A 22,761-nucleotide genomic window follows, 5' to 3' on the forward strand; every position below is an offset into this window, starting at 1 on the left:
ATGCCACTGCTGAGATCCAGCGCGACATTGACTTTGACGGGTGCGCCCCAATCATCTCCCTTATGACAGAAGCCATGCCCGCCGCTCACGCGCACCACTTCCACCCTGCCGTCTCGGCATGGTTCGACGCGGCCTTTGCCGGCGCCACCGAAGCGCAGCGACAGGCCTGGCCGCACATTCAGGCCGGCCGCACCACGCTGATCGCCGCGCCGACCGGTTCCGGCAAGACGCTGACCGCCTTCCTGGCCGCCATCGACGCGCTGGTGCGCGAGAGCCGCAACGCGCCACTGCCGGATGAGACGCGGGTGCTGTACGTGTCGCCGCTGAAGGCGCTGTCGAACGACATTCGCGTCAACCTGCTGGCGCCACTGGAAGGCATCGGCCGCGAATTGGAAGCCATGGACCAGCCGCCGCACGGCATTCGCACCGCCGTGCGCACCGGCGACACCACCCAGGCCGAACGCAACGCCATGCGCCGGCGCGCACCGCACATCCTGGTGTCGACGCCGGAATCGCTGTACGTGCTGCTGGGTTCCGACAGTGGCCGCGCCATGCTGGCCAGCGCGCGCACCGTGATCGTCGACGAGATCCACGCGGTAGCCGGCAGCAAGCGTGGCAGCCACCTTTCCCTCAGTCTGGAGCGGCTCGACGCGCTGTGCGCGCGGCCGCCGGTGCGGGTCGGCCTGTCGGCCACGCAGAAACCGATATCGGCGGTGGCCAACTTCCTGGCCGGCGCCGGGCGGCCGTGCGCGGTGGTGGACGTGGGCCATGTGCGCGCGCGGGACCTCAACCTGGAACTGCCGCCGGTGCCGCTGGAGGCTGTGATGGCCAACGACGTGTGGGAACGCGTCTACGACCGCCTGGCCGAGCTGACGGTCATGCATCGCACCACTCTGGTCTTCGTCAACACGCGGCGCATGGCCGAACGCATGGCGCGCCATCTGGCCGACCGTCTCGGCGCCGAACACGTGGCGGCACATCACGGCAGCCTGGCCAAGGAATACCGGCTCGACGCGGAGCAGCGCCTCAAACGCGGCGAGTTGCAGGTGCTGATCGCCACCGCGTCGTTGGAGCTGGGCATCGACATCGGCGACGTGGATCTGGTGTGCCAGATTGGTTCGCCGCGGAGCATCGCCTCGTTCCTGCAACGCGTTGGGCGTTCGGGCCACCACGTGGGCGGCCTGCCAAAGGGCCGGCTGTTCCCGACCTCGCGCGACGATCTGATTGAATGCACAGCGCTGCTGGACTGCGTGCGCCGCAATGAGCTGGACGCGCTGCGCATTCCACCCGCGCCGCTGGACGTGATGGCGCAGCAGATCGTGGCGGAAGTGGCCTGCCGCGAGTGGCGCGAGGATGAGCTGTTTGCCCTGCTGCGGCAGGCGTCGCCTTATGCGCAACTGGACCGCCAGCATTATGACGATGTGCTGCACATGCTCACTGATGGCTACACCAGCCGCCAAGGCGTGCGCGGCTCCTATCTGCACCGCGACACGGTGAGCGGCACGCTGCGCGGACGGCGCGGCGGCAAGATGACGGCGGTGATGTCCGGCGGGACCATCCCGGACAATGCCGATTACACGGTGCTGCTGGAGCCGCAGGGCCAGAATATCGGCACGGTGCATGAGGACTTTGCGGTCGAGAGCCTGGCCGGCGATGTTTTCCAGCTTGGGAACACGTCGTATCGCATCCAGCGGATTGAGGCCGGCAAGGTGCGGGTGGAGGATGCGCACGGCGCGGCGCCGAATATTCCGTTCTGGCTGGGCGAGGCGCCGGGCCGCACCGACGAACTGTCGATCGGCGTGGCGCGCCTGCGCGGTGAGATTGACCGGCTGCTGGCCGGCGATGGTGACGGTGATGGCGAGGCCGCGCTGGAACGCGTGGTCGATTGGCTGGCCGAGCATCTGGGCCTGCGCGATGATGCGGCGCGTCAGATCGCCGATTACATGGCGCGTTCGCGTGCCACGCTGGGTGCCCTGCCAACGCGCGATACGCTGGTGATGGAGCGCTTCTTCGACGAATCGGGCGGCATGCAGCTGGTGGTGCATGCGCCTTACGGCAGCCGCGTCAACCGCGCCTGGGGACTGGCGCTGCGCAAGCGATTCTGCCGCACGTTTAACTTTGAATTGCAGGCGGCGGCCACCGAGGATGCGATTGTGCTGTCACTGTCGGAGAGTCACAGTTTTCCGCTGGATGAGGTGTGGCGCTATCTGCGGTCCAACACGGCCGAGCATATTCTGATTCAGGCTTTGCTGGATGCGCCGCTGTTCAATGTGCGGTGGCGCTGGAACGCGACCACGTCGCTGGCCTTGCCGCGCTTTGCCGGCGGCCGCAAGGTAGCGCCACAGCTGATGCGCATGAAGAGCGACGATTTGCTGGCGGCGGTGTTCCCCGATCAGGCAGCGTGCCTGGAGAATATCGTCGGCGAGCGTGAGCTGCCAAGTCATCCGCTGGTGGATCAGACGCTGGACGATTGCCTGCATGAGGCGATGGACAGCGAAGGCTGGCTGGCGCTGTTGCGGCGCATGGAGGCTGGCGAGGTGCGGCTGCTGTCACGCGATCTGCCTGCGCCGTCACCGCTGGCGATGGAGATTCTGAATGCACGGCCGTATGCGTTTCTGGACGATGCGCCGCTGGAGGAACGGCGCGCGCAGGCGGTGATCAACCGGCGCTGGACCGATCCGGCGTCCACTGATGATCTGGGTGCGCTCGATGCCGGCGCGATTGCGGCGGTGGCGGAGGAAGCCTGGCCGTCAGTGCGCAATGGCGACGAGATGCATGAGGCGTTGATGTCACTGGCTTGCGTGACGCAGGAGGAAGCGGCACGCGCGGAAAGCTGGCCTGCATGGCTGGACAGCCTCGCCGCCACCGGCCGCGCCACGCGCCTGCGCGACGCCACTAGCGGCGCCGACCTGTGGGTAGCGCTGGAGCGGCTTCCGTGCCTGAGCGCAGCCTATCCAGCGGCCACCACCACGCCGTCACTGACAGCTCACCTGGCCGCCAGTGCGCTCGTTGCCGGCGACGCGCAGGCCACTGGCGGCGCGCTGGCCGTGCGGGCCGGGGCGCTGGCTGCGGCAGAAGAATGGACGCGCGATGCGGCGCTGGTGGAGATTCTGCGCGCGCGGCTGGGTGGTACCGGGCCGCAGACCGTGGCTGCGATTGCCGCACCGCTCGGGCTGACCGCCTCCACCGTCACCATCGCGCTGACGCAACTGGAAACCGAAGGCTACGTGATGCGCGGCCGCTTCACACCCGGCGCCACCGTCGAGGAATGGTGCGAACGCCATCTGCTGGCGCGCATTCACCGCTACACCATCAAACGTCTGCGGCGCGAGATCGAACCAGTGGAACGCCAGGACTTCATGCGCTTCCTGTTCGAGTGGCAGCACCTAACGCCAGACGCACAACTCAAAGGGCCGGATGCCTTGCCGCAAGCGCTGGCGCAACTGTTAGGCTACGAAGCCGCCGCCGCCGCCTGGGAAAGCGATCTGCTGGCCCTGCGCGTGCAGGACTACTCGTCGCTTTGGCTGGACGACTTGTGCCGCGCCGGCAAAATCGTCTGGACGCGGGTCGGCGCACCATCCAGCGCCGTCGGCGGTCCGGTGCGCAGCACGCCGCTGGTGCTGCTGCCGCGCCGTCAACTGACGTTGTGGCACGCGCTGCCCGCCGTGGCCGACCAGGTGGAAGTATCGCCCCGCGCTGCCCGCGTGCTGGAAGCGCTGCGCCGCGACGGCGCGATGTTCTTCGACGAGCTGTCGCACGACGCCCGGCTGCTGCCGGTGGAGCTGGAGAACACGCTGGGCGAGCTGGTGGCCACAGGTCTGGTGAACGCCGACAGCTACGCCGGCTTGCGCGCCATGCTGGTTCCAGCCAACAAGCGCGCCAGCAACGACAAGCGCCGCCGCCGTGGCGCTGGACCGACGATGGAGGAAGCCGGCCGCTGGGCACTGGTCCGTCGAGGGGACAACCTGTCCATCACCGTGCGGGCGATCGAAACCGCCATCGCCGCCACGGCCACGCAGCCTGCCGCCCGTCCGGCCCCACCGGGCCGCAAGCCGCGCACCGATCCGGAAACGCTGGAGCACATCGCCATGACGCTGCTGCGCCGCTACGGCGTGATGTTCTGGCGCCTGCTGGAGCGCGAAGCCGGTTGGATGCCGAGCTGGCGCGAACTGCTGCCCGTCTATCACCGCCTGGAAGCACGCGGCGAAATCCGCGGCGGCCGTTTCGTGGCCGGCCTCTCAGGCGAACAATTCGCCCTGCCGGAAGCCATTCCCCTGCTGCGCGAAATGCGCCGCAGGCCGCACGACGGCAGCTACGTCTGCATCTCCGCCGTCGATCCGCTCAACCTGTGCGGCACCCTGCTGCCCGGCGACAAGGTCCCTGCACTGGCCGGCAACCGCCTGCTGTTCCGCGACGGCGCGCCGGTCGCCACCCAGGTCGCCGGCAAATTCCACTACCCGCCAGACGCCACCGACCGCGAATTGCTGCACGCCTGGCTGGTCGGCAAACAAGCCAGCATTTAGCCTACTGTGGCGTACCGCACATAAGCTGCGCCGATGGAGGCGTAGCATCGGTAGTCATGAAAAAATCGCGCCCACTCAAAATACTTGCTGGCCTGTTCGCCGCCCTACTACTGGTGCTGGTGGCGGTCGTCATCTTCCTGCTGACCTTCGACTGGAACCGCGCGCGGCCCTGGATCAACCATCGCGTCTCCGACAGCCTCGGCCGCGAATTCGCCATCAACGGCGACCTGCGCGTGCACTGGGAACAAGGCGACACCACCGAGTCGGGCTGGCGACGCTACGTGCCACGCCCACGCATCAGCGCCAATGACGTCTACGTCGCCAATCCCGACTGGACCAGCACCGGCCCGAAACTGGCCAGCGCCGGCAGCATCGTGGTGGCCATCCACCCGCTGCCGCTGCTGCATAAGGAAGTGGTCATCACCGACCTCGCCGTCGACAAGATCACGCTGGCCGCACAACGCCGCGCCGACGGCAGCAACACCTGGACCTTCAAGGACAACGGCCCGTCGGCATGGGAAGTCGATATCCAGCGCCTGACGCTGGGCGATGGCGACCTGCGCTACCTCGACGACGGCATCAAGCTGGATCTGCGCGCCAAAGCCAGCGGCATCAATGAAGGCGCCGACGCGCAGAAGTACGGCATCAAGTTTGACCTCAGCGGCAGCTATCGCAACGCCCCGGTCACCGGCGGCGGCAAAGTCGGCAAGGTACTCGCGCTGACCGACGAACACACGCAATTCCCGGTACAAGCCAACGCCAACCTGGGTAAAAACAAAATCGCCGTCGAAGGCATGCTGACCGACCCGCGTGCGCCGGCCGGTCTCGATCTGAAACTGTCGCTGGGCGGCGCCAGCATGGCTGACCTATATCCGCTGACGGGCGTGCTGCTGCCGGAAACGCCACCCTACGCCACCACCGGTCGTTTGATCGGCAAAAAATCCGGCGCGATCTGGAACTGGACCTACAAGAACTTCACCGGCACCGTCGGCGGCAGCGACCTGGAAGGCACGCTGGCCTACAGCCCGCGCAAACCACGCCCGATGCTGACCGGCGAAATCACCTCGCGCCAATTGCGCCTGGAAGATCTGGGGCCGACCATCGGCGCGGAGAGCAACGCGAGCAAAGCCAGTCGCGGCAAGGCGAAAAACCAGCCTGACGACAAAGCACTGCCGGTGGAGCAGTTCAACACCGCCAAATGGGATGCGCTGGATGCCGATGTCAAATTCAACGGCAAAAAGCTGATCCGCACCCACGACATTCCGCTGAACGACATCCAGGCCCACATCAAGATGAACAACAAGGTGCTGACGCTAACGCCACTGAACTTCGGCATGGCCGGCGGCGATATCAGCTCCAACATCAAGCTGGATGGCCGCCAGAAGGTGATCGACGCCGATATCCGCATGGCGGCGCGTCACCTGAAGATCAACCAGCTGTTCCCGAAACTGGAATCTATGAAAGCCAGTGTGGGTGAAGTGAGCGCCGACGCCGCGCTGGCCGGCAAAGGCAATTCCGTTTCCACCATGTTGGCGACATCCAGCGGCGAATTGGGCGCCACCGTCAGCGAAGGCTCCGTCAGCAAATTCATTCTGGAAGCCGCAGGCCTGAACGTCGCCAACCTGGTGTTCGTGAAACTGTTCGGCGACCGCCAGGTTCAGTTGAACTGCCTGGCCGGCGACTTCGTGGTGGAACACGGCAAGGCAGACGCGCGCCGCTTCGTGGTCGACACCCAGGAAGCCGTCATCAACGTCAGCGGCAACGTCGACCTGGCCAAGGAAACGCTGGATCTGGACGTGCGTCCACAAACCAAGGGCGTGCGCATCATCTCGCTGCGCACGCCGCTGTACGCCAGGGGCACCTTCACCAATCCGGACGTGGGTCCGCAAAAAGGCCCGCTGGCGCTCAAGGCCGGCGCCGCCGTGGCACTGGCCAGCATCGTCAATCCGCTGGCGGCGGTGATCCCGCTGATCAATACCGGCAAGGTCGATTCGGTGGACTGCGGCGCCCTGCTGGCGCAAGCCAACAAGACCCGCAACGACGCAAAAACCCAGCCGATCAAGAAGAAGTAAACAGCCGCACGCCAAACACCGGCCCCGCCGTGTGACCCGGCTCAGGATCGAAGCGCACCACCACGCTGCTCTTGCCGCTGGTGAGGCGCTCCGGCACCGGATACTCCTCGTCGATAAACACGCCCGGATGGCTGCCATCCAGCTTGACGCGGGCGATCCGTTCGCCGTCCACGCTGATGTAGAAATCGCGGTTGCGTTCCTCGCCCCAGTAGCTGGCTTGCAGCACCAGCGGGCCGGTCGTGCACTTCATGCGGAAGCTGAAGTAGCCGCCGGTGCGCGCATCACGGCCGTTGCGGCCACGGTAGGATACCGGATATGAGATGTCCGATTGCAGATCATGATCGCGCTCCGGCTGCATTTCGCCGAGGTGCATTACATCCACGGATCGTGCAGCCAAATCCTTGAGGCGCGCCTCCTCCTTGCGGAAGGCGACTTCCGACGCCGCCCATTCAGACTCGGTGTATGCATTGAAGTACACCGCCGCACGCCGTTCGTACTGCGAGAAGAATGGCGCAAATTTCATGTCGCCTGGCCGGCCGCTGCCGACGCTGCGGTACAGCGCTTTGCCCTTGTCCGATGGCGCGAAAGATCCGAGGATGTTGGCGCCTACCAGCGCCGGCGCCAGTCCGTCGAACGGCTTGTCGGCCGCGCCCAGATCGGCCGCCAGCACCATCGGACCGCGCAGCAGCGCCAGCACATGGTCATTGCCAGCGGTGGATTCCAATCGCAGATCCAGCGGCAGCGACAGTCGCACCGTGTCGCCCGCGCGCCAGCGGCGGCGGATCAGCACATAGCCCTTGTCTTGCCGCGCCTTGTGAGGCTTGCCGTTGACCAGCAGTGTGTGCTGCCTGGCCCATGCAGGAACGCGCAGCGCAACGGTAAACGTGCGCTGCCCCGCCAGCCGGCGCACCTTCAGGTCAATATCGCCTTCATACGGATAGCGCGTGTTCAGTTCCAGCCGCGCAGCGCCGGCCTGCCACTCTACCGTCGACGGGATATAGAGATTGACGAACAGCGTGTCGCCATTCTCCCAATAGATCGAATCGCCATGTTTGGCGTGGCTCTCCATGCCGGACAGCACGCAGCACCAGAAATCATTCTCCTCGCTGGAGTATTCGCGGGCCACGCCGGACATCAGCGGCGTCATATACGTGAACATGCCGGTGCGCGGATTCTGGTGCGCCAGGATGTGGTTCAGGTGCGTGCGTTCGTAGTAGTCGAAGTACGCGGCATCCGGCGCCCAGCTATACAGATGACGCGTCATCTTCAGCATGTTGTAGCTGCAGCAGGCTTCGCAGGTCTGCTCGGTGATGTGGGCGGCGATGGTGTCCGGCGCCGAGAAGTATTCACGATCACCATTGCCGCCGATGACGTAGCTGTGGTGCTGCGTGACGCGCTTCCAGAAGAAATCCACCGCGTTGGCGTCGCTCTGGCGGCCGGTCAGTTCGTGCAGGCGCGCGAGGCCGATCAATTTCGGGATCTGCGTATTAGAATGCAGGTTGGCCAGTTCGTCGCGGCCTTGCGTCAGCGGCAGCAGCACCTTGGTGTGATACAGCCGCTGCGCCAGCGCCAGCCAGCGCTTGTCCTGCGTGCGCGCATACAGTTCGGCGAAGCTTTCGTTGATGCCGCCATGTTCGCAGCCCAGCACCTGCTGCACCTGCTCGTCGTTGAGCGCCGCGAAGACGTTGTCGATGTAGCCGGCCAGACCCAGCGCCACTTGCAGCGCCTGATCGTTGCCGGCGCAGGTCTGGGCGTCGAACAGGCCGGCGAATACTTTGTGCCAGTTATACAGCGGTACCCAGCAGCCGTTCAGGTCAAAGCCCGCCGAGCGGATCTCGCCGCGCATGATTTCGGGGAAGATCTCCTTGCCGTCGACAACTTTGCCGTCCTTGCGTTTGCGCATAAAGCCGGCGGCGTAGCCATCGCCCTGCGCTTGCTGCACGCGCGCCAGTTCAGACACGATGTAGTCGATGCGCGGCTTCAGCGCCGGCGTGCCGGTTTGCGCATACATCAGCGACAGCGCGGACAGGTAGTGGCCCAATCCTTCGCCGGCAATGGTGTCGGATTCCCAGCCGCCGTAGATGGCGCCTTTGACCGGCAGCCCGGCGAACAGGTGGTAGTTATGCAGGAAGCGGTCGGCGCTCAGGCGCAGCAAGTAGGCCTGGTTGGCTTGCACTGCGTCCGCGTACACGGAAGGCAGCAGGCGCACCGACGATAGCGGCAGCGCCTGGGCGGTGGCCGGCACGCTGGAGGCAGCGGCGGCGGCTCCAGTGGCAACGGTGGCCGCGCTGGCGGCGTTCAATCCGGGGACCAGGCCCAGGCCGGCGGCGCCGCGCAGCACCAGGCGGCGATGGTGGAAGGACGACAAGGCGCGCATGGAAATCCTGAATAGATTAGTATTGCCGATAATGTACCGCGTCCCTCTTCACCCGTCTTGCATGACAGGAGCATGAAAAATGACGAATTCCGCACAATGCCGATTGGCCCCGACGAGCGGGCAAGGAACGCCATGAGCGCGGTGCCGCATCAGGGCTGCGACCGCGCCATCGCCGCAGCTGCCGGCGCAACAGTCGGCACATTGGGCAGCGAATCGGCCAAGGCATCGGCCAGCATGCCAGCGGTCACGCCCGCAGCCGCCGACCATCCGCGCATTGTGCTGGCGACCACCATCCTGGCTTCCAGCCTGGCTTTCATTGACGGCTCGGTGGTGAATGTCGGTCTGCCGGCGATTGGCCGCAGTCTGAATGCCGACGGTGGCGTGCTCTCTTGGATTATCAACGGCTACCTGCTGCCGCTTAGCGCCCTTTTGCTGCTGGGCGGCGCGGCTGGCGACCGTTTCGGCAGGCGTCGCATTCTAGTGCTGGGCGTGGCCTTGTTCGCGCTGGCGTCGGCCTGGTGCGCGCTGGCGCCGACGGCTACCCTGCTGGTGGCGGGACGCATCGTCCAGGGCGCCGGCGCAGCGCTGCTGATGCCCAACAGCCTGGCGATCCTTGGCACGCACTTTGAAGGCGAGGCGCGTGGACGGGCGATTGGCATCTGGGCCGCAGTCGGCGCGGCGGCGGGCGCAATCGGCCCGTTGCTCGGCGGGTGGCTGGTCGACGTCACCGGATGGCGCGCAATCTTCTTTATCAACCTGCCGCTGGCTGCAGCGACCATCGTGCTGGCCCTGCGCTATCTGCGTGCTGACGCGCCAGCAACGCCCGCCGCCGCGCTGGACATCGCCGGCGCGGCTACGGCCAGCATCGGCCTGGCGGCGCTCACCTGGGGCTTGACGGTGACCACCAGCGGTGCTGGCCTGCACTGGCAATCCGGCCTGGGAATCGTGGTCGGTGTGATGTTGATGCTGCTGTTCCTGCGCATCGAACAGCGCGCTGGCGATAGCGCCATGCTGCCACTGTCACTCTTCCGCTCGCACAGTTTCAGCGGCCTCAATCTGATGACTTTCCTGTTATATGGCGCGCTGGGTGCACTGCTGCTGGTGCTGCCGTTCGTCCTGATCGAATACGACCACTACTCGGCCAGCGAAGCCGGCGCTGCGTTGCTGCCGCTGCCGGTGGTGATTGCGCTTGCCTCCTCCACCATGGGCAGGCTCGCGGGCAAACTGGGACCACGCTTGCCGCTGACGGCAGGCCCGATCATCGTCGCCGCCGGCTTCATGCTGGCCATGCGCATCGGCGGCGGCAGCTACTGGACTACCACGCTGCCCGCCATGCTGGTGATCGCCATCGGCATGGCCGTCGCGGTGGCGCCGCTGACTACCGCCGTGCTGTCTTCGGTGGATGCCGCGCATAGCGGCGTCGCCTCCGGCTTCAATAGCGCCGTGGCGCGTGCCGGTGGCTTATTCACCACCGCGCTGCTGGCGGCGGTGCTCGGCGCACAAGGCGCTGCCTTGCTGGACGCTTTTCACGTCGCGGCATTGGCCTGCGCCGTCACTGCCCTGGCCAGCGCCGGCTGCGCCTACCGCTGGATTGCGGCCTGACGATCAAGGTCAAAACTCAAATCGGATCGAACATCTCGCGGTCGATATAGCACCAGCCCCACGTCTCGCCACGCTCGCCGGAGCGCATGATCGGATGGCCGGTGGTATTGAAATGCTTGGTGGCGTGACGGTTCTTCGACTGGTCGCAACAGCCCACATGGCCGCAGGTCAGGCAGACGCGCAAGTGCACCCACTCGTCGCCGGTCTTCAGGCATTCCTCGCAGCCGTTGGTGTTGGCGTGGTGGGTGTGGATCTGGTTGAAGTGCTGGCACTGTTCGCTCATCGCGGCCTCCGGATTGTAAAACCTCCAGTCTACCGCGTTAAAGCGAGGATGTACTCTCCCCTTGGATCAGTGGAACACGCCCTTACCAGCCCACCTTCTGGCGAATGAACGCCGTCAGCTGTGCCGCATTGGCCTGATGCTGCTTGACGCGCGGGTGCCCGCCGAAGCCATTCCACGGGAATAACAGCGTATCGATGCGCTGATCGCCCGATGCCTGCATCTGGTCCACCGCCGTACGCACATAGCCCGGCCACTTGGAGCCTTCCTGCACCGCATCCATGCTACCCAGCGCGCAGACGATATATGCATTCGGATACAGCGCGCGGATCTTCTGCACAAACGCGCGATACGCGGCGATGCGCTCGTCGTCGCTCGGCATCGGCGACAAGCGCTTTTCGCGGTCGACCAGCCAGCGGTCATTTTGGAACAGGTTAATCACCACCACATCCGGCGTCCACGACTTAAAATCCCAGTGCGTATCGTTGTTACCGACTGCGCTCAACTGGTCGTAAAAATCAGGCATGGTGAACGGGAACCAGCTGATCATGACGCCGATGCCGCTTTGCGAGACAATGTGCGCCTCCGCATCCAGCGCGCGCGCCGTGATCGACGAGTAGGACATGAAGTTGTTCTTGTCCTTCGGCAGATGATCAGGACCGTCATCCGGCGACTCGTTACCCATGCCGGTGGTGATGGAATCGCCGAAGAATTCAATATGCCGTTTTTTGCGCGGCGGTGGCGCCAGCAGCTTGCCGCCGTCTGCCAGCTCCAGTCCCTGGAAGAAGGTGCCGCCCTCCTCGCCCTCGGTACGCTTGGTGATCAGGAAGCGGTGCGCGCCCGGCGTCAGGCCGCTGACCACCGGATAGGTCTTGCTGCCCTGCGCCGCCTCGATCACCACCGGCTTGGCCAGGTCGTCATCAATAAACACGTTGAAGAAGTTCTTGCCCTGCTGGTCATCCAGCTTGACGGCCAGGCTGGCGCCCGTGAAGTTCCCTTCGATGCTGGTGCCGGGCCAGGACAGCATGGGACGCGCGCGGTCGGCGAAGTCGATGCGGCCGGTGTACTGCAACTGCGCGTTATCCGGCTGGATGGCCACGCCGGCGAAAGCCTGTCCCGCCAGCAGCAACGCCAGCATCCCTGTCTTGAACTTCATCGATACGTCTCCTTTATTGTTGGCGGAACCGCTCCGCATGCCCGCTGGCGCGGAATTGCTCGATCATGTAATCGACAAACACCCGCACCTTGGCCGGAACCAGCTTGCGGCTTGAGTAGTATATCGATAGCGGCCGGATTTCGGCATACCACTCCGGCAGCACGCGCACCAGCTCTCCGCTGTCCAGCAGCGGCAAGGCGTGCGGCAGCGGCAGCATGGCGATGCCCATGCCGCCGGCTGCGGCGCGCGCGATGGCTTCCGGGTCGTCCATCACCGCTACCGGCCGCACGCTGGCCACCACTTCCTGGCCGGCCTTGTTTTTCAGGGTCCATGCCGCCAAACGGCCGGTGGCCAATGAACGCCGCAGCAGGCCGCGATGGCGCGCCAGTTCCTGCGGCTGCGACGGCGCCGGCGACGCCTTCAGGTAGTCCGGCGATGCCGCCAGGATGATATGCACACGCGCCAGCTCGCGCGCCACCAGTGCGTCGGTCAGCTCGATGCCACCACCGATGGCGACGTCGAAGCCTTCCGCGATCAGGTCCACCTGGCGGTTATCGAAGTGCAGGTCCGGCACCACGTCCGGATAGCGGCGCGTGAATTCCGCCAGCAGCGGCACGATGTAATTGCGTCCCACCGTATGCGCCAGCGACACCTTGAGCGTGCCGGCCGGCTTGCCTGCGCCCTGACTCAGATCGGTCAGCGCATCGCCGATTTCATTCCACGGCAGCCGCACCTGCCCGTACAGGCGTTCGCCGTCGGTGGTCAGCGCCAGGCTGCGGGTGCTGCGCTGGAACAGGCGCACGCCGAGCCGCAGCTCCAGCCGGTTGACGCTTTTGCTGACGGCGGCCGGCGTCAGCCCCAGGCGGCGCGCGGCCGCAGAGAAGCTGCCCTCGTCGGCAGCAGCGATGAAGGCGTCGAGATAGCTGCTTAATTCAGTAAACATGCCCGTATCTTATACCAATGGTTGAAACTGTAGACGATATTTCATGACTACCGCGATCAAGTGGTGAAGACCATACTGTGTTCATCAACCAACCGAAAGGAACCAAATCATGACCTCGAACACTAAACTCAACGGTAAAGTCGCTTTCATCAACGGCGGTTCGCGCGGTATCGGCGCTGCCACTGCCCGTCGCCTGGCTAGCGAAGGCGCCAAAGTCGCCATCGGCTACGCCGCTTCGGCCATCGCCGCGGAAGCTCTGGTGGAAGAAATCAAAGCCGCCGGCGGTGAAGCCATCGCCATCAAGGCCGATGCCGCCAATGCCACCGCGCTGACCAACGCCATCGACAGCGTGGCCGATCGCTTTGGCCGCCTGGACATCCTGGTCAACAGCGCCGGCGTGCTGCTGCTCGGCCCAACCGACCAGTTCTCGCTGGAAGACTTCGACCGCACCCTGGCAGTCAACGTGCGCGGCGTGTTCGTCGCCTCGCAAGCCGCCGCCAAGCATATGAAAGACGGTGGCCGCATCATCAACATCGGCAGCACCAACGCGCAGCGCATGCCGTTTGAAGGCGGCGCAGCTTACGCGATGAGCAAATCGGCGCTGGTTGGCCTGGTCAAAGGCATGGCGCGCGACCTGGGTAGCCGCAACATCACCGTCAACAACGTGGCGCCAGGCCCGGTCGATACCGATATGAATCCGGCCGACAGCGATTTCGCCACCGGTTTGCATGGCCTGATGGCGCTGAAACGTCACGGCACCGCAGATGAAGTGGCAGCCATGGTGTCCTACCTGGCCGGCCCTGAAGCAGGCTTCGTCACCGGCGCCGACTTGCTGATCGACGGCGGCTTCGCAGCCTAAGTCAGTTCTTGCCGGCTGCTTCGACGTAGATTTCGTCGGCGCAGCCGACAGCGCGACTGGCGGCCGGCTTGGCGTTGGCTACCAGTTGCGGCAGTTCGCGGTCGGTGGCAAAGTCCAGCGCCAGCGACACGCGGATCTCTTGCAGGTATTTGTGCTGCGTGCAGACCAGCGTGATGGTGTCGGCGACCTTCTCGCCGTAGCGCGCCTTGATCTTGTCAAAAAAGTCGCTCACGCGAATGCTCTTGCCGGTATTCCCCAGCACGATCTTGCCCACTTCCGATTCATTCACCACCCGCACCGCCGATACGGCCTTGATGAAGTAATCATCAGGCGGCAGCGACTGGCACTTGCCATGCTTGTTCCACTCGTAGGCGCCGAAGGTGCGTTCGTAGAAGAAGTTCGGCATCCACGGTGCGATCTTCTCGATGGTGTCCTTGCTCAGCGCAAAAGGCTGGCCGCTGCAGCTGCCGTACTGCGTGCCGCATTCCTTCTTGTTTGGCCACAGGCCGTGCAGGCTGAGGGTCTTGGCCTCCAGCGTGCCGCCGTTCATGGCGTCGCATTCCGGCTTCTTGCCGTTGTATTTGGTGTGCTCGCAAAAACCGGGCTGCCAGGTGATGGCCAGCACATAGCTGTCCTGCTGGTTGGCCGCCGAGCATACCGCGCCGCTGGCGCCTTCCGGCAGACGGCTGGCTTGCTGATCTTCCAGCGCGGGCTTGCCGCATTCACGCTGCACCCAGCGCAGGGCCGGCTGCGCGCCGGGCACCTCGATGCGCACCCAGTCGTAATCGACCTTGTTGATTTCACGGACCGTGTAGCTGGTGCCGGCGCTGATCTTGACGTCGCCGGGATTGGTGCGCTTGGCGAACGAGGAAAACGCCTCGCAGCTTTGGGTGGCGGCAAAGCTGCCGCTGGCAGATTCACTGGCGCTGCAAGCCAGCGAGGTGAAGGCCAGCAGCGCGGCGGCGATATAGATGCGCATGAAATCCCCTGGTATTTGATCGAATTGCCAATATTCTACCGGAGGCGGAGAGCTAACCCCCTATTCCGCTAGCGGCTGCGCGTTTGCGTGATATTCAGGCGTTCGGCGTCGCGCACCAGATCTGGCAAAGAACGCGCCTGCATTTTGTCCATCACCTTGCGCTTGTGGGTCTTGGCCATGATTTCGCTCACGCCCAGTTCATCGGCGATCTGCTTGTTCAGCAGGCCGCCGATCACCAGTTGCATGGTCTCGCGTTCACGTGGGGTCAGGCTGTCGTGGCGGGCGCGCAGTTCGTCCAGTTCCTGCCGCTCACGATACGTCACAGCACCGGCTTCCAGCGCGCCGCGCACGGCGCGCAGCAGTTCTTCCGGCTCTACCGGCTTGGTGAGGAATTCCAGCGCCCCGGCCTTCATGGCCTGCACCGTCAGCGGAATCGAACCGAAGCCGGTGACGAAGATGATCGGAACGCCGGCGCCGGTGCGTTCCAGCTGCGCCACCACCTCAAAGCCATCCACTTCGGGCATGCGCATGTCCAGCAACAGGCAGCATGGCGCGTCCGGCAACGGCTGTTCAAAGAAAGTGGCGGCCGAGCCGTAGGCCTGCACCGTGTAGCCTTCCGATTCAAGCAGATTGACAAAGCCCTGGCGCACGCCCTCGTCGTCATCGACCACGATTACCACCTGGTTCATGCTCACTTCCATCAAACTCGCTCCGGTAATCTGAATAACACACTGCATCCATGCGGCTGGCGCGGTTGCGCGGAGATCGTGCCGCCATGCGCTTCCATGATGGAGCGGCAGATCGCCAGCCCCATGCCCATGCCATCCTGTTTGGTGGTGAAATACGCTTCAAACATCTGCGCCGCGCCTTCTTCATCAAGGCCGCTGCCGCTGTCGTCCACCCGCACCGCCAGCTGGCCGTCCTGCGTGCTGGTGGTAATGGCCAGGCTGCGCGGCCGGTCCTGTACCTCGCTCATCGCATCCAGCGCATTGACCACCACGTTCAGCAGCACCTGTTGCAGCTGCACCGTGTCGCCATCGACCCAGCCGCTGACCGCGTTCAGCGCCAGCGTCACCGCCACGTTCTGGCGTTCCAGCTCGGCGCGCGAGATGCCGATGATGTGGCGGATGGTGGCGTGCAGGTCGAACGGCGCCGATTCCTGCGGCGCCTTGCGGGTCAGCGCGCGCAGGCCGCGAATGATACCGCCGGCGCGCTGGCTCTGGGCCGCGATCTCCTGCAAGCCGGCGCGCACCCGGTCCAGCTGTGGCGGATCGCGTTCCAGCCAGCGCAGGCTGGCGCCGGCGTTGGACGAAATCGACATTAGCGGCTGGTTGATTTCATGCGCGATCGACGACGTCAATTGGCCGACCGTGGTCACGCGCGCCACGCGGGCCAGTTCGGCCTGGGTGTGGCGCAGCGAGTCTTCGGCCGCGCGGCGCGCCGTCACGTCCACCGTGGTACCGACGTAGACGGCGTTGTCGTTGACGCCGAACGGTTCGCCGGCGCCGGTCAGGTAGCGCACCTTGCCGTCGGCATCCAGCAGGCGGTAGTCGACCCGCAGCGCATGGCGGTGTTCGATGCCGCGGTCCAGCGCGCGCGTGACGCGTTCGCGGTCGTCCGGGTGCACGCGTTCGATAAAGGCCGCCAGGCTGACCTGCGGTTGCGCCGGGTCGAAGCCGAAAATGCGGCAGAACTCCGGCGAGCAATTGAGCATGCCCCGGTCCAGGTCCCAGGTCCAGCTGCCACTGCGGTTGATCTGTTCTCCCAGCAGCAGCGTGGCGCGGCTTTCGCGCAGCGCTTTCTCGGCCTGGCGCCGCTGCTGGTTTTCGTCCAGCAGTTCGGCGTACAGGCCGGCCGTCTCCAGCGACACCGCCGCCTGCGCGGCCAGCAGGGACAGCACCGCCGCCTGCTCGCTGGTGAAGGCGGCCGATGCCAGCCGGTTTTCCAGGTACAGCATGCCGACCAGGCGCGCCTGCTTCAGCATCGGGATGCAGATGGCGCTGCAACGCGGATAGCACAGCAGATAGGCGTCGCTGTCCCACGGCGCGGCACGCGGCGCGCCGGCCACGCCGACTGGCTTGAGGGTGCGCATGGCGGTGTGCAGCATGGTGAGGGGCAGATCGAGTTCGCCCGGCGCGGCCTGGCGCAGGTCAATCTGGATGCCATGTTCGCCCAGCACGGCGCTGGCTTCCATCAGCGGCGTTTCGCCATCCATGCGGATAAGCAGGCCGCGCTGGGCGCCGGCGTGTTCCAGCGCGATGGTCATCAGCGTGCGCACCAGCGGCGCGGTCTGGATTTCTTCCGACAGTGCGCGCACGGCACGGATCACGCTGTCGATGTTGCGGATCTCCGCCGTTTCGACGATGGAGATGGTGTCCTGCGCGGCGACGCCGGTGCCCTGCCCTGGCGCGTGCGGCGAGCGTTCCTGCCCTTGTAGCTCGGCCACTTTGCGCAGGGCGCCCCAGCGCCGGTAGGATTCGATGGCCGCCAGCCGGTGCGCCTGGGCGCCGGTGACGTGGCCGTGCTGGCGGCACAAGGCGGCGGCCAGTTCGTGGGCCACGGCAGCGCAATGTTCATAGCCTTGCGCGTGGGCGTGGCGGATGGCCTGGTCGTACAGCGCCAGTGCGCCGAAGGCATCGCCTTGCCGCTGGCGGATGGCGGCTTGCGCCAGCGCGTATTTGTCGGCAAAGGTGGCGGGATTGGACTCGGCCCATGCGGCCAGTGGCGCCAGGTGGGCGGCGACGTGCGCGTCTAGCGCATCATCGTCTACCGGGTCGGCGCACAGGCTCAATACGCTGAACAGGTGGAACTCCATCAGGTGCAGATGGCCGGGGGCGGACCACGCCAGTTGCGCCGCTTCGGCCAGGCTGGCGCGCGCCTTGGCGATGTCGTTTTCCAGGAAGGCCGCCATGGCCAGGTACAGCCAATGCCAGAAGCGCAGCGTGGCCATGCTGTCGGCGCCGGCTGGCGGTTGCAGCACGCCTTCGCCGCTGACGCCGCGCAGGTGGTCGACGAAGTCCTGCTGCACTTGCAGGATACCCTCGACGTCGCGGAATTCGATTTTGCCGACGAAAGCGCGGGCGCGGGCGATTTCACCGGACAGCGTATCGAGCTTGTCGCCGCGCGTCAGCATCATGCAGGTGCGGTGGCAGGCTTCGAAGGCTGCCGTGGTCAGGTCGCCAACGGCCAGCGCGGCGTCGTAGCCGGCCTGCGCGCAATCGAGCGCGAAGCCGAGCGGCTGGGTCCACACGCTGAGCTGGTCGAGGCCCAGCAGCACGAAGCCGGCGTAGGCGCGGTAGCTGTGCTGTTCGACCAGCGCGCGGGCCGCCATGCCGTACTCAAAGCCGTCTTCATTGTGGCCGTAGCGATGGCAGACCTGCACGCCGAACCACGCCAGCGCTACCGCCGTTTCGCCGCTCATGCCGTGTTCCAGGCTCACTTGCAGCGTGGCGCACAGGTGCAGGAACAGCAGCGATTGCGAGGTGAAGGTGGCCGGCGCCAGCAGGCTGGATAACAGCGCCATCAAGACGGCGGTATCGGGATCGGTTTGTTGCGGCAAGCCGCGCAGCAAGCCGCGCCAATCGCCTTGCAGGCTGGCGCGCAACGCGGCGTAAGCGCGCTCGCATTCGGCGTCGGATGGATCGGCGGCCATGTCGATGCCGAAGGCGCGCAGGCCTTCCAGAATCAGGCTGACCGCCAGCGCGTAGTCGCCGCGCCGGGTGGCGATATCGGCCGCCAGCCGCAGCACCTGGCCTTGCACGCGCGGCGCCGACGGGCCAGTGCGCAGGGCCGGCACCATGGCGGCGGCGGCATCCAGGTTACCGCTGAAGAAATAGCAACTAGCCTGCTCCAGCGCCAGGTCGAAGGCCAGCCGCTCAGTTGCGTTGTCGTCGCCAGCATCCAGCAGGCTGCGCGCCATGCTGAGGTAGGACAGCGCCGGCAGGTAGGCGCAGGCGCGGCGGGCTTTGCGGCCTGCCGTCAGGCCGATGGCGGCCATCTCTTGCCGCTCTTCGGCCGGCACCAGGTGCACGGCTTTTTGCAGATGGTCCATGGCGCCGAACAGCAAGTCGTCGCGTGCATTCTCCAGCGCGGCGCTGGCCAATAGGCGCGCCAGACGGACATGCAGGCGCTGGCGCGCTTCGCCATCCAGCTCGGCGTAGGCGGCTTCCTGCAAGCGGTCGTGGGTGAAGACGTAACCGTCGGCGTCGGCCAGCAGCACGTCGGCTTCCACCGCCACCGCCAGCAAGCCGTCGATCTCGCGCTCTTCCAGTTCGTACAAAGCGCGCAGCAGCGCGGTGCTGCCACTGCGGCCCATGCAGGCCAAGGCGCCCAGCATGCGACGAGTCGGAGACGGCAGCCGCGCCAGCCGGCCCAGCGCGATGTCGGCCAGATTGTCGGTGTAGCGCAGCGCGCCGACTTCCGACAAACGGAAACGCCACTCGCCACTGGCCGCATCACGCGCCACCAGGCCTTCATCGACAGCGGTCTGCACGAACTGCTGGACAAAATACGGATTGCCGGCGGTTTTCTGGTACACCAGCGCGGCCAGTTCGGTGATCTGCATCGGGTCGGCGGACATGGCCTCGGCCAGCATGGTTTGCAGCGCCGCTGGCGTCAGCACCGGCAGCGCGATCTCCACCGCCTGCTGGGCGCGGGTGCGCAGATGCGCGGCGGCTGGCGGCAGCGCATCGCCGTCAGCTGCGCGGCTGGTCAACAGCAGCAGGAACGGCAGGCCGCTGGCCTGTTCCAGCAATTGATCCAGCACTTGCAGGCTGGCCGCATCAAGCCACTGCACATCGTCGATCATCAGAATCAGCGGCCGTTCGCGCACGGCAAACAATTGCAACAGCCGGAACACGGTCATCGTCAAACGCGCCGGCGATTCCGGCGCGGCGGACGTGGTAGCGTTGGCGACATCGCCGGCCAGCAGCGCCAGCTCCGGCACCAGTGCGATCGCCAGTTCGGCGTGGTCGGCCAGCACTTGCTGCACGCGCTGGCGCCAGAACGCCACTTCCTGCGCGCTCTGTCCAAGAATGCGGCGCACCAGCGTGCGCAAGGCAGCCGATAGCGCGGCATACGGCGCGGTGCCGCCAAACTGGTCGACCTTGGCGCTGGCCACCGACGCGCTACGCAGTTGCGGATCGCGCAAAAACTGCGCCACCAATGCCGATTTTCCGACGCCGGACGGCCCGTGCACCAGCGCCAGCACCTCCTTGCCTTCGGCCACCACCTGCTGCCACGCGGCCAGCAGTGCGGCCATGGCGTCGTCCCGGCTATAAAGACGCGCCGGGAAGCGCAACGCCGGCGCCCCGCCCTGCCCCAGCTGGAATTGCGGAATCTGGCCCCGTTCGCGCCACGCGTCCAGGCAGCGCCGCAGGTCGGCCTCCAGTGCCGCCGCGCTTTGATAGCGCTCGGCCGGCTGCTTGGCCATCAGCTTGAGCACCACCTTGGACAACATCACCGGCATGGCCGCATGCTCGCGGTGCGGCGGCGACGGCTCGGACGCCAAGTGCGCATGCATCCACTCGCCCGCCGCCGCGCTGGCGTTGCCCAGGAACGGCAGACGGCCGGTCAGCAGTTCGTACAAGGTCACGCCCAGCGAATACAGGTCGCTGCGGGCGTCGATGCCCAGTTGCGTGCGGCCGGTCTGCTCGGGCGACATATACGCCGGCGTGCCGCGCACCACGTCCGACTGCGCGGCCCGCGTATGGGCGGCGCCGACGCGGGCCACGCCAAAACCGGTCAGGCGGCAGTGGCCGGCGCTGTCGGTCAGGATGTTGGCGGGCTTGATATTCTGATGCAGCAGGCCAGCGTCGTGCAAGCCGCGCAGCGTACCGCAGATGCTCAGCGCCAGCGGCAGGAAGGCGTCCGGCGCCAGCGGACCGGCGGCGCGTTGCGACAGCGGCGTGTCGCCGGCATCGGGATAAATCAGCGCCATCACGCCGTTGTGCCACGCCAGCCCTTGCGGCGCGCGCGACCACGCCGGCAACAGGCGCTCGCGCAGCGCGTATTCGTTGTTGAGGTACAGGGCCGCTTCGGCGGCGTCGCGCTCACAGGCGGCGGTGGTGATCAGGATTGCGCCGTGGCCGGCGGTTAAATGGCCACGCAAGGTGGCCAGCACGCCGTCCTGATAGAGAGGTTGGAACGTGTAGTCGTCCAGGTTCATGCGCCGTCGCGCCCGGACAACGTTTGTTCGATCAGCGCCAGCAGGCGGTCGACGTCGATCGGCTTGTGCAGCAACGCAATGGCGCCCGCGCGCAGTGCCAGTTGCTCCATCGCCTGGTCGGCGTGGCCGCTGATGAACACCAGCGGCAGCTTCAGGTCGAGCGCATTCAGGCTGGCTTGCAGTTCGAAGCCGCTCATGCCGCCGAGCTTGATGTCCACCACGGCGAAATCGATGTCGCCCAGCCGCGCATAGGACAGGCAGGCCTCACCCGACTCAAAGCACAGCGGAATGTAGTCGGCGGAGGTCAGCAGGTTGTCCAGTGCCTGGCGCACGCCGTCGTCGTCATCCACGACGCAAATCAGTGCAGGCCGCACGCTCATAGTGTCTCTCGGTTCATGTATTGGGCTATTCGATGGTTCGGTTGCCATCATACCTTGCCCTTTCGGCCGAGGGCAGTATCCATCCGTATAGGTAGCTTGGGCATAGGACGGGCAGTTGTCCTACAAACGCAGTGCAGTCACGCCGATACGATTAGGCCGCTGGAGTGGCTAAGATAGCAATCACCCATCAACAGGAGTCCACCATGAAACAGTTCCATCTTACTGGTAAGTTTGCTTGTGCCCTGCTCATTACCGCTGCCGTATTGGGCGGCTGCAAGAAAAAAGATGCTGACGTGCCGCCACCGGTGCCGGAAGCGACCCCGGCTCCAGCGGCCACTCCGGCACCAGCTACGCCGCCGGTGACCAACACGCCGACCACGGAAGGCGGCACGGCTACCCAGCCAGATCCGAACGCACCACCGCCAGCCACCACGCCACCGGCCACCACCGAACCGCCGCCAGCTAACCGCTAAGCGTCAGTTCTTGAGTGAGCTAAACGCCGCCGCGAAAGCATCGCGGGCGGCGTGTTGGGCGATGTCGCGCCGCCAGACCAGCATGGTTTGCACGCGCGCGACATCGTCCGGCAGCGCATGCACGCGCACGGATCTCGCCAGTTCGCGCTGCTTCAGCACTTCTTTCGGCATCATCGCCACGCCCATGCCGGCCGCCACGCAGCCGATAATCGCTTCAAACGTCCCAAACTCCGCAATCCGCGCCGGCGACACGCCGCCCTCGGCAAACCATCGCTCCAACCTTCGACGGTAAGAACAACCGCTGCGAAACCCCAGCAGCGTGCGCTTGGCCACGTCGGCCGGCGACGTGACCGGGCCGTGCAGACTGTCGGTCAGCAATACCAATTCCTCGTCAAACACCGGCAACTGCACCAGCTCCGGCCGCTCGACCGGCGCCGCCACCAGCGCCACATCCACCTTGTGATTCAGCACCGCATGCAACAGATAATCAGTGGGGCCGGTATCCAGCACCAGGTCCACCTGCGGATACTGGCGGTGAAATTGCCCCAGCACCAGCGGCAAGCGCGCGGCAGCCGTGGTTTCCATCGAGCCGATGCGCAACTGGCCGGACGGCTGACGGTCACCCCGCATGGATTCCTGCGCCTCATCCGCCAGTTGCAGCAGCCGCTCGGTGTAGGCCAGCAGCCGCGCGCCGTCCTCGGTGATCAGCATGCGCCGCCCGGAGCGGTGGAACAGGCTGACGCCCAACGATTCCTCCAACTGCGTCAGCCGGGCCGAGACATTGGATTGCACGCGGTTGAGCCGGGCGGCGGCTTGCGTCACGCCGCCCTCCTCGGCCACGGTTTTAAAGATGCGCAGGGATGAGAGTTCCATATCATTCTCTATAAAAGAATTATTCATTCAGTATAATTCATTTTTAATGATGCGTGATCAGGTCTATATTGGCAACAT

At 65.6% G+C, this 22,761-nt stretch carries 14 protein-coding genes; 5 read left to right on the forward strand and 9 right to left on the reverse strand.

Annotated elements, in window-relative coordinates; all coding sequences use genetic code 11:
- The first annotated feature begins 74 nt into the window (after nt 1-74).
- Complete coding sequence (locus tag GTP69_RS19205) at nt 75-4,523, forward strand: DEAD/DEAH box helicase (RefSeq protein WP_161056360.1); 4,449 nt, start codon at nt 75-77, stop codon at nt 4,521-4,523.
- A 56-nt stretch (nt 4,524-4,579) separates the two neighbouring features.
- Nucleotides 4,580-6,595, forward strand: a complete 2,016-nt coding sequence (locus GTP69_RS19210) for an AsmA family protein (protein WP_161056361.1) — start codon at nt 4,580-4,582, stop codon at nt 6,593-6,595.
- Here the strand turns inward: GTP69_RS19210 and GTP69_RS19215 are convergent.
- Complete coding sequence (locus GTP69_RS19215) at nt 6,582-8,972, reverse strand: glycoside hydrolase family 127 protein (protein ID WP_229261047.1); 2,391 nt, start codon at nt 8,970-8,972, stop codon at nt 6,582-6,584. The genes GTP69_RS19210 and GTP69_RS19215 overlap by 14 nt on opposite strands.
- A gap of 72 nt (nt 8,973-9,044) precedes the next feature.
- Between GTP69_RS19215 and GTP69_RS19220 the strand changes: the two genes are divergently transcribed.
- A complete protein-coding gene (locus GTP69_RS19220) occupies nt 9,045-10,574 on the forward strand; it encodes an MFS transporter (protein ID WP_202424486.1) in 1,530 nt (509 codons plus the stop codon).
- A gap of 16 nt (nt 10,575-10,590) precedes the next feature.
- Here GTP69_RS19220 and GTP69_RS19225 read toward each other — a convergent pair whose 3' ends face one another.
- The 3 genes from GTP69_RS19225 to GTP69_RS19235 form a co-directional block, all read right to left on the reverse strand.
- The gene (locus tag GTP69_RS19225) at nt 10,591-10,857 is read right to left on the reverse strand and encodes a UBP-type zinc finger domain-containing protein (RefSeq protein ID WP_161056362.1); all 267 of its coding nucleotides are present in this window, start codon (nt 10,855-10,857) and stop codon (nt 10,591-10,593) included.
- Nucleotides 10,858-10,939: 82 nt separating this feature from the next.
- Complete coding sequence (locus tag GTP69_RS19230) at nt 10,940-12,010, reverse strand: SGNH/GDSL hydrolase family protein (RefSeq protein ID WP_161056363.1); 1,071 nt, start codon at nt 12,008-12,010, stop codon at nt 10,940-10,942.
- Between the two features lie 13 nt (nt 12,011-12,023).
- Nucleotides 12,024-12,953 (reverse strand): LysR family transcriptional regulator, encoded by a 930-nt coding sequence (locus tag GTP69_RS19235; protein WP_161056364.1) that lies wholly within the window; start codon nt 12,951-12,953, stop codon nt 12,024-12,026.
- 109 nt (nt 12,954-13,062) lie between these two features.
- On the opposite strand from GTP69_RS19235, the gene GTP69_RS19240 reads away from it, so the two are divergent.
- Nucleotides 13,063-13,812, forward strand: a complete 750-nt coding sequence (locus tag GTP69_RS19240; RefSeq protein ID WP_161056365.1) for an SDR family oxidoreductase — start codon at nt 13,063-13,065, stop codon at nt 13,810-13,812.
- 1 nt (nt 13,813) lies between these two features.
- Here GTP69_RS19240 and GTP69_RS19245 read toward each other — a convergent pair whose 3' ends face one another.
- The 4 genes from GTP69_RS19245 to GTP69_RS19260 all read right to left on the reverse strand — a co-directional run bounded on the left by GTP69_RS19245 (nt 13,814) and on the right by GTP69_RS19260 (nt 21,337).
- Complete coding sequence (locus GTP69_RS19245; protein WP_161056366.1) at nt 13,814-14,791, reverse strand: ribonuclease T2 family protein; 978 nt, start codon at nt 14,789-14,791, stop codon at nt 13,814-13,816.
- A 68-nt stretch (nt 14,792-14,859) separates the two neighbouring features.
- Complete coding sequence (locus GTP69_RS19250) at nt 14,860-15,480, reverse strand: response regulator transcription factor (protein ID WP_161056367.1); 621 nt, start codon at nt 15,478-15,480, stop codon at nt 14,860-14,862.
- 11 nt (nt 15,481-15,491) lie between these two features.
- Entirely contained in the window at nt 15,492-20,957 is a 5,466-nt protein-coding gene (locus tag GTP69_RS19255; protein ID WP_161056368.1) for a trifunctional serine/threonine-protein kinase/ATP-binding protein/sensor histidine kinase, read from the reverse strand.
- Nucleotides 20,954-21,337: a response regulator transcription factor gene (locus GTP69_RS19260; protein ID WP_158288086.1), complete on the reverse strand. Its 384-nt coding sequence runs from the start codon at nt 21,335-21,337 to the stop codon at nt 20,954-20,956. Before GTP69_RS19260 ends, GTP69_RS19255 begins: the two co-directional genes overlap by 4 nt.
- A 203-nt stretch (nt 21,338-21,540) precedes the next feature.
- Here GTP69_RS19260 and GTP69_RS31110 point away from each other — a divergent pair, with 203 nt between their 5' ends.
- Nucleotides 21,541-21,810: a hypothetical protein gene (locus GTP69_RS31110; RefSeq protein ID WP_202424487.1), complete on the forward strand. Its 270-nt coding sequence runs from the start codon at nt 21,541-21,543 to the stop codon at nt 21,808-21,810.
- Between the two features lie 3 nt (nt 21,811-21,813).
- Here the strand turns inward: GTP69_RS31110 and GTP69_RS19265 are convergent, their stop codons facing one another.
- On the reverse strand, nt 21,814-22,683 hold the full coding sequence (locus tag GTP69_RS19265; RefSeq protein ID WP_161056369.1) for a LysR family transcriptional regulator: 870 nt from the start codon (nt 22,681-22,683) through the stop codon (nt 21,814-21,816).
- Nucleotides 22,684-22,761 lie beyond the last annotated feature (78 nt).

Origin of the sequence: Duganella levis, assembly GCF_009857605.1 — a bacterium.
Lineage (GTDB): Bacteria > Pseudomonadota > Gammaproteobacteria > Burkholderiales > Burkholderiaceae_D > Rugamonas > Rugamonas levis.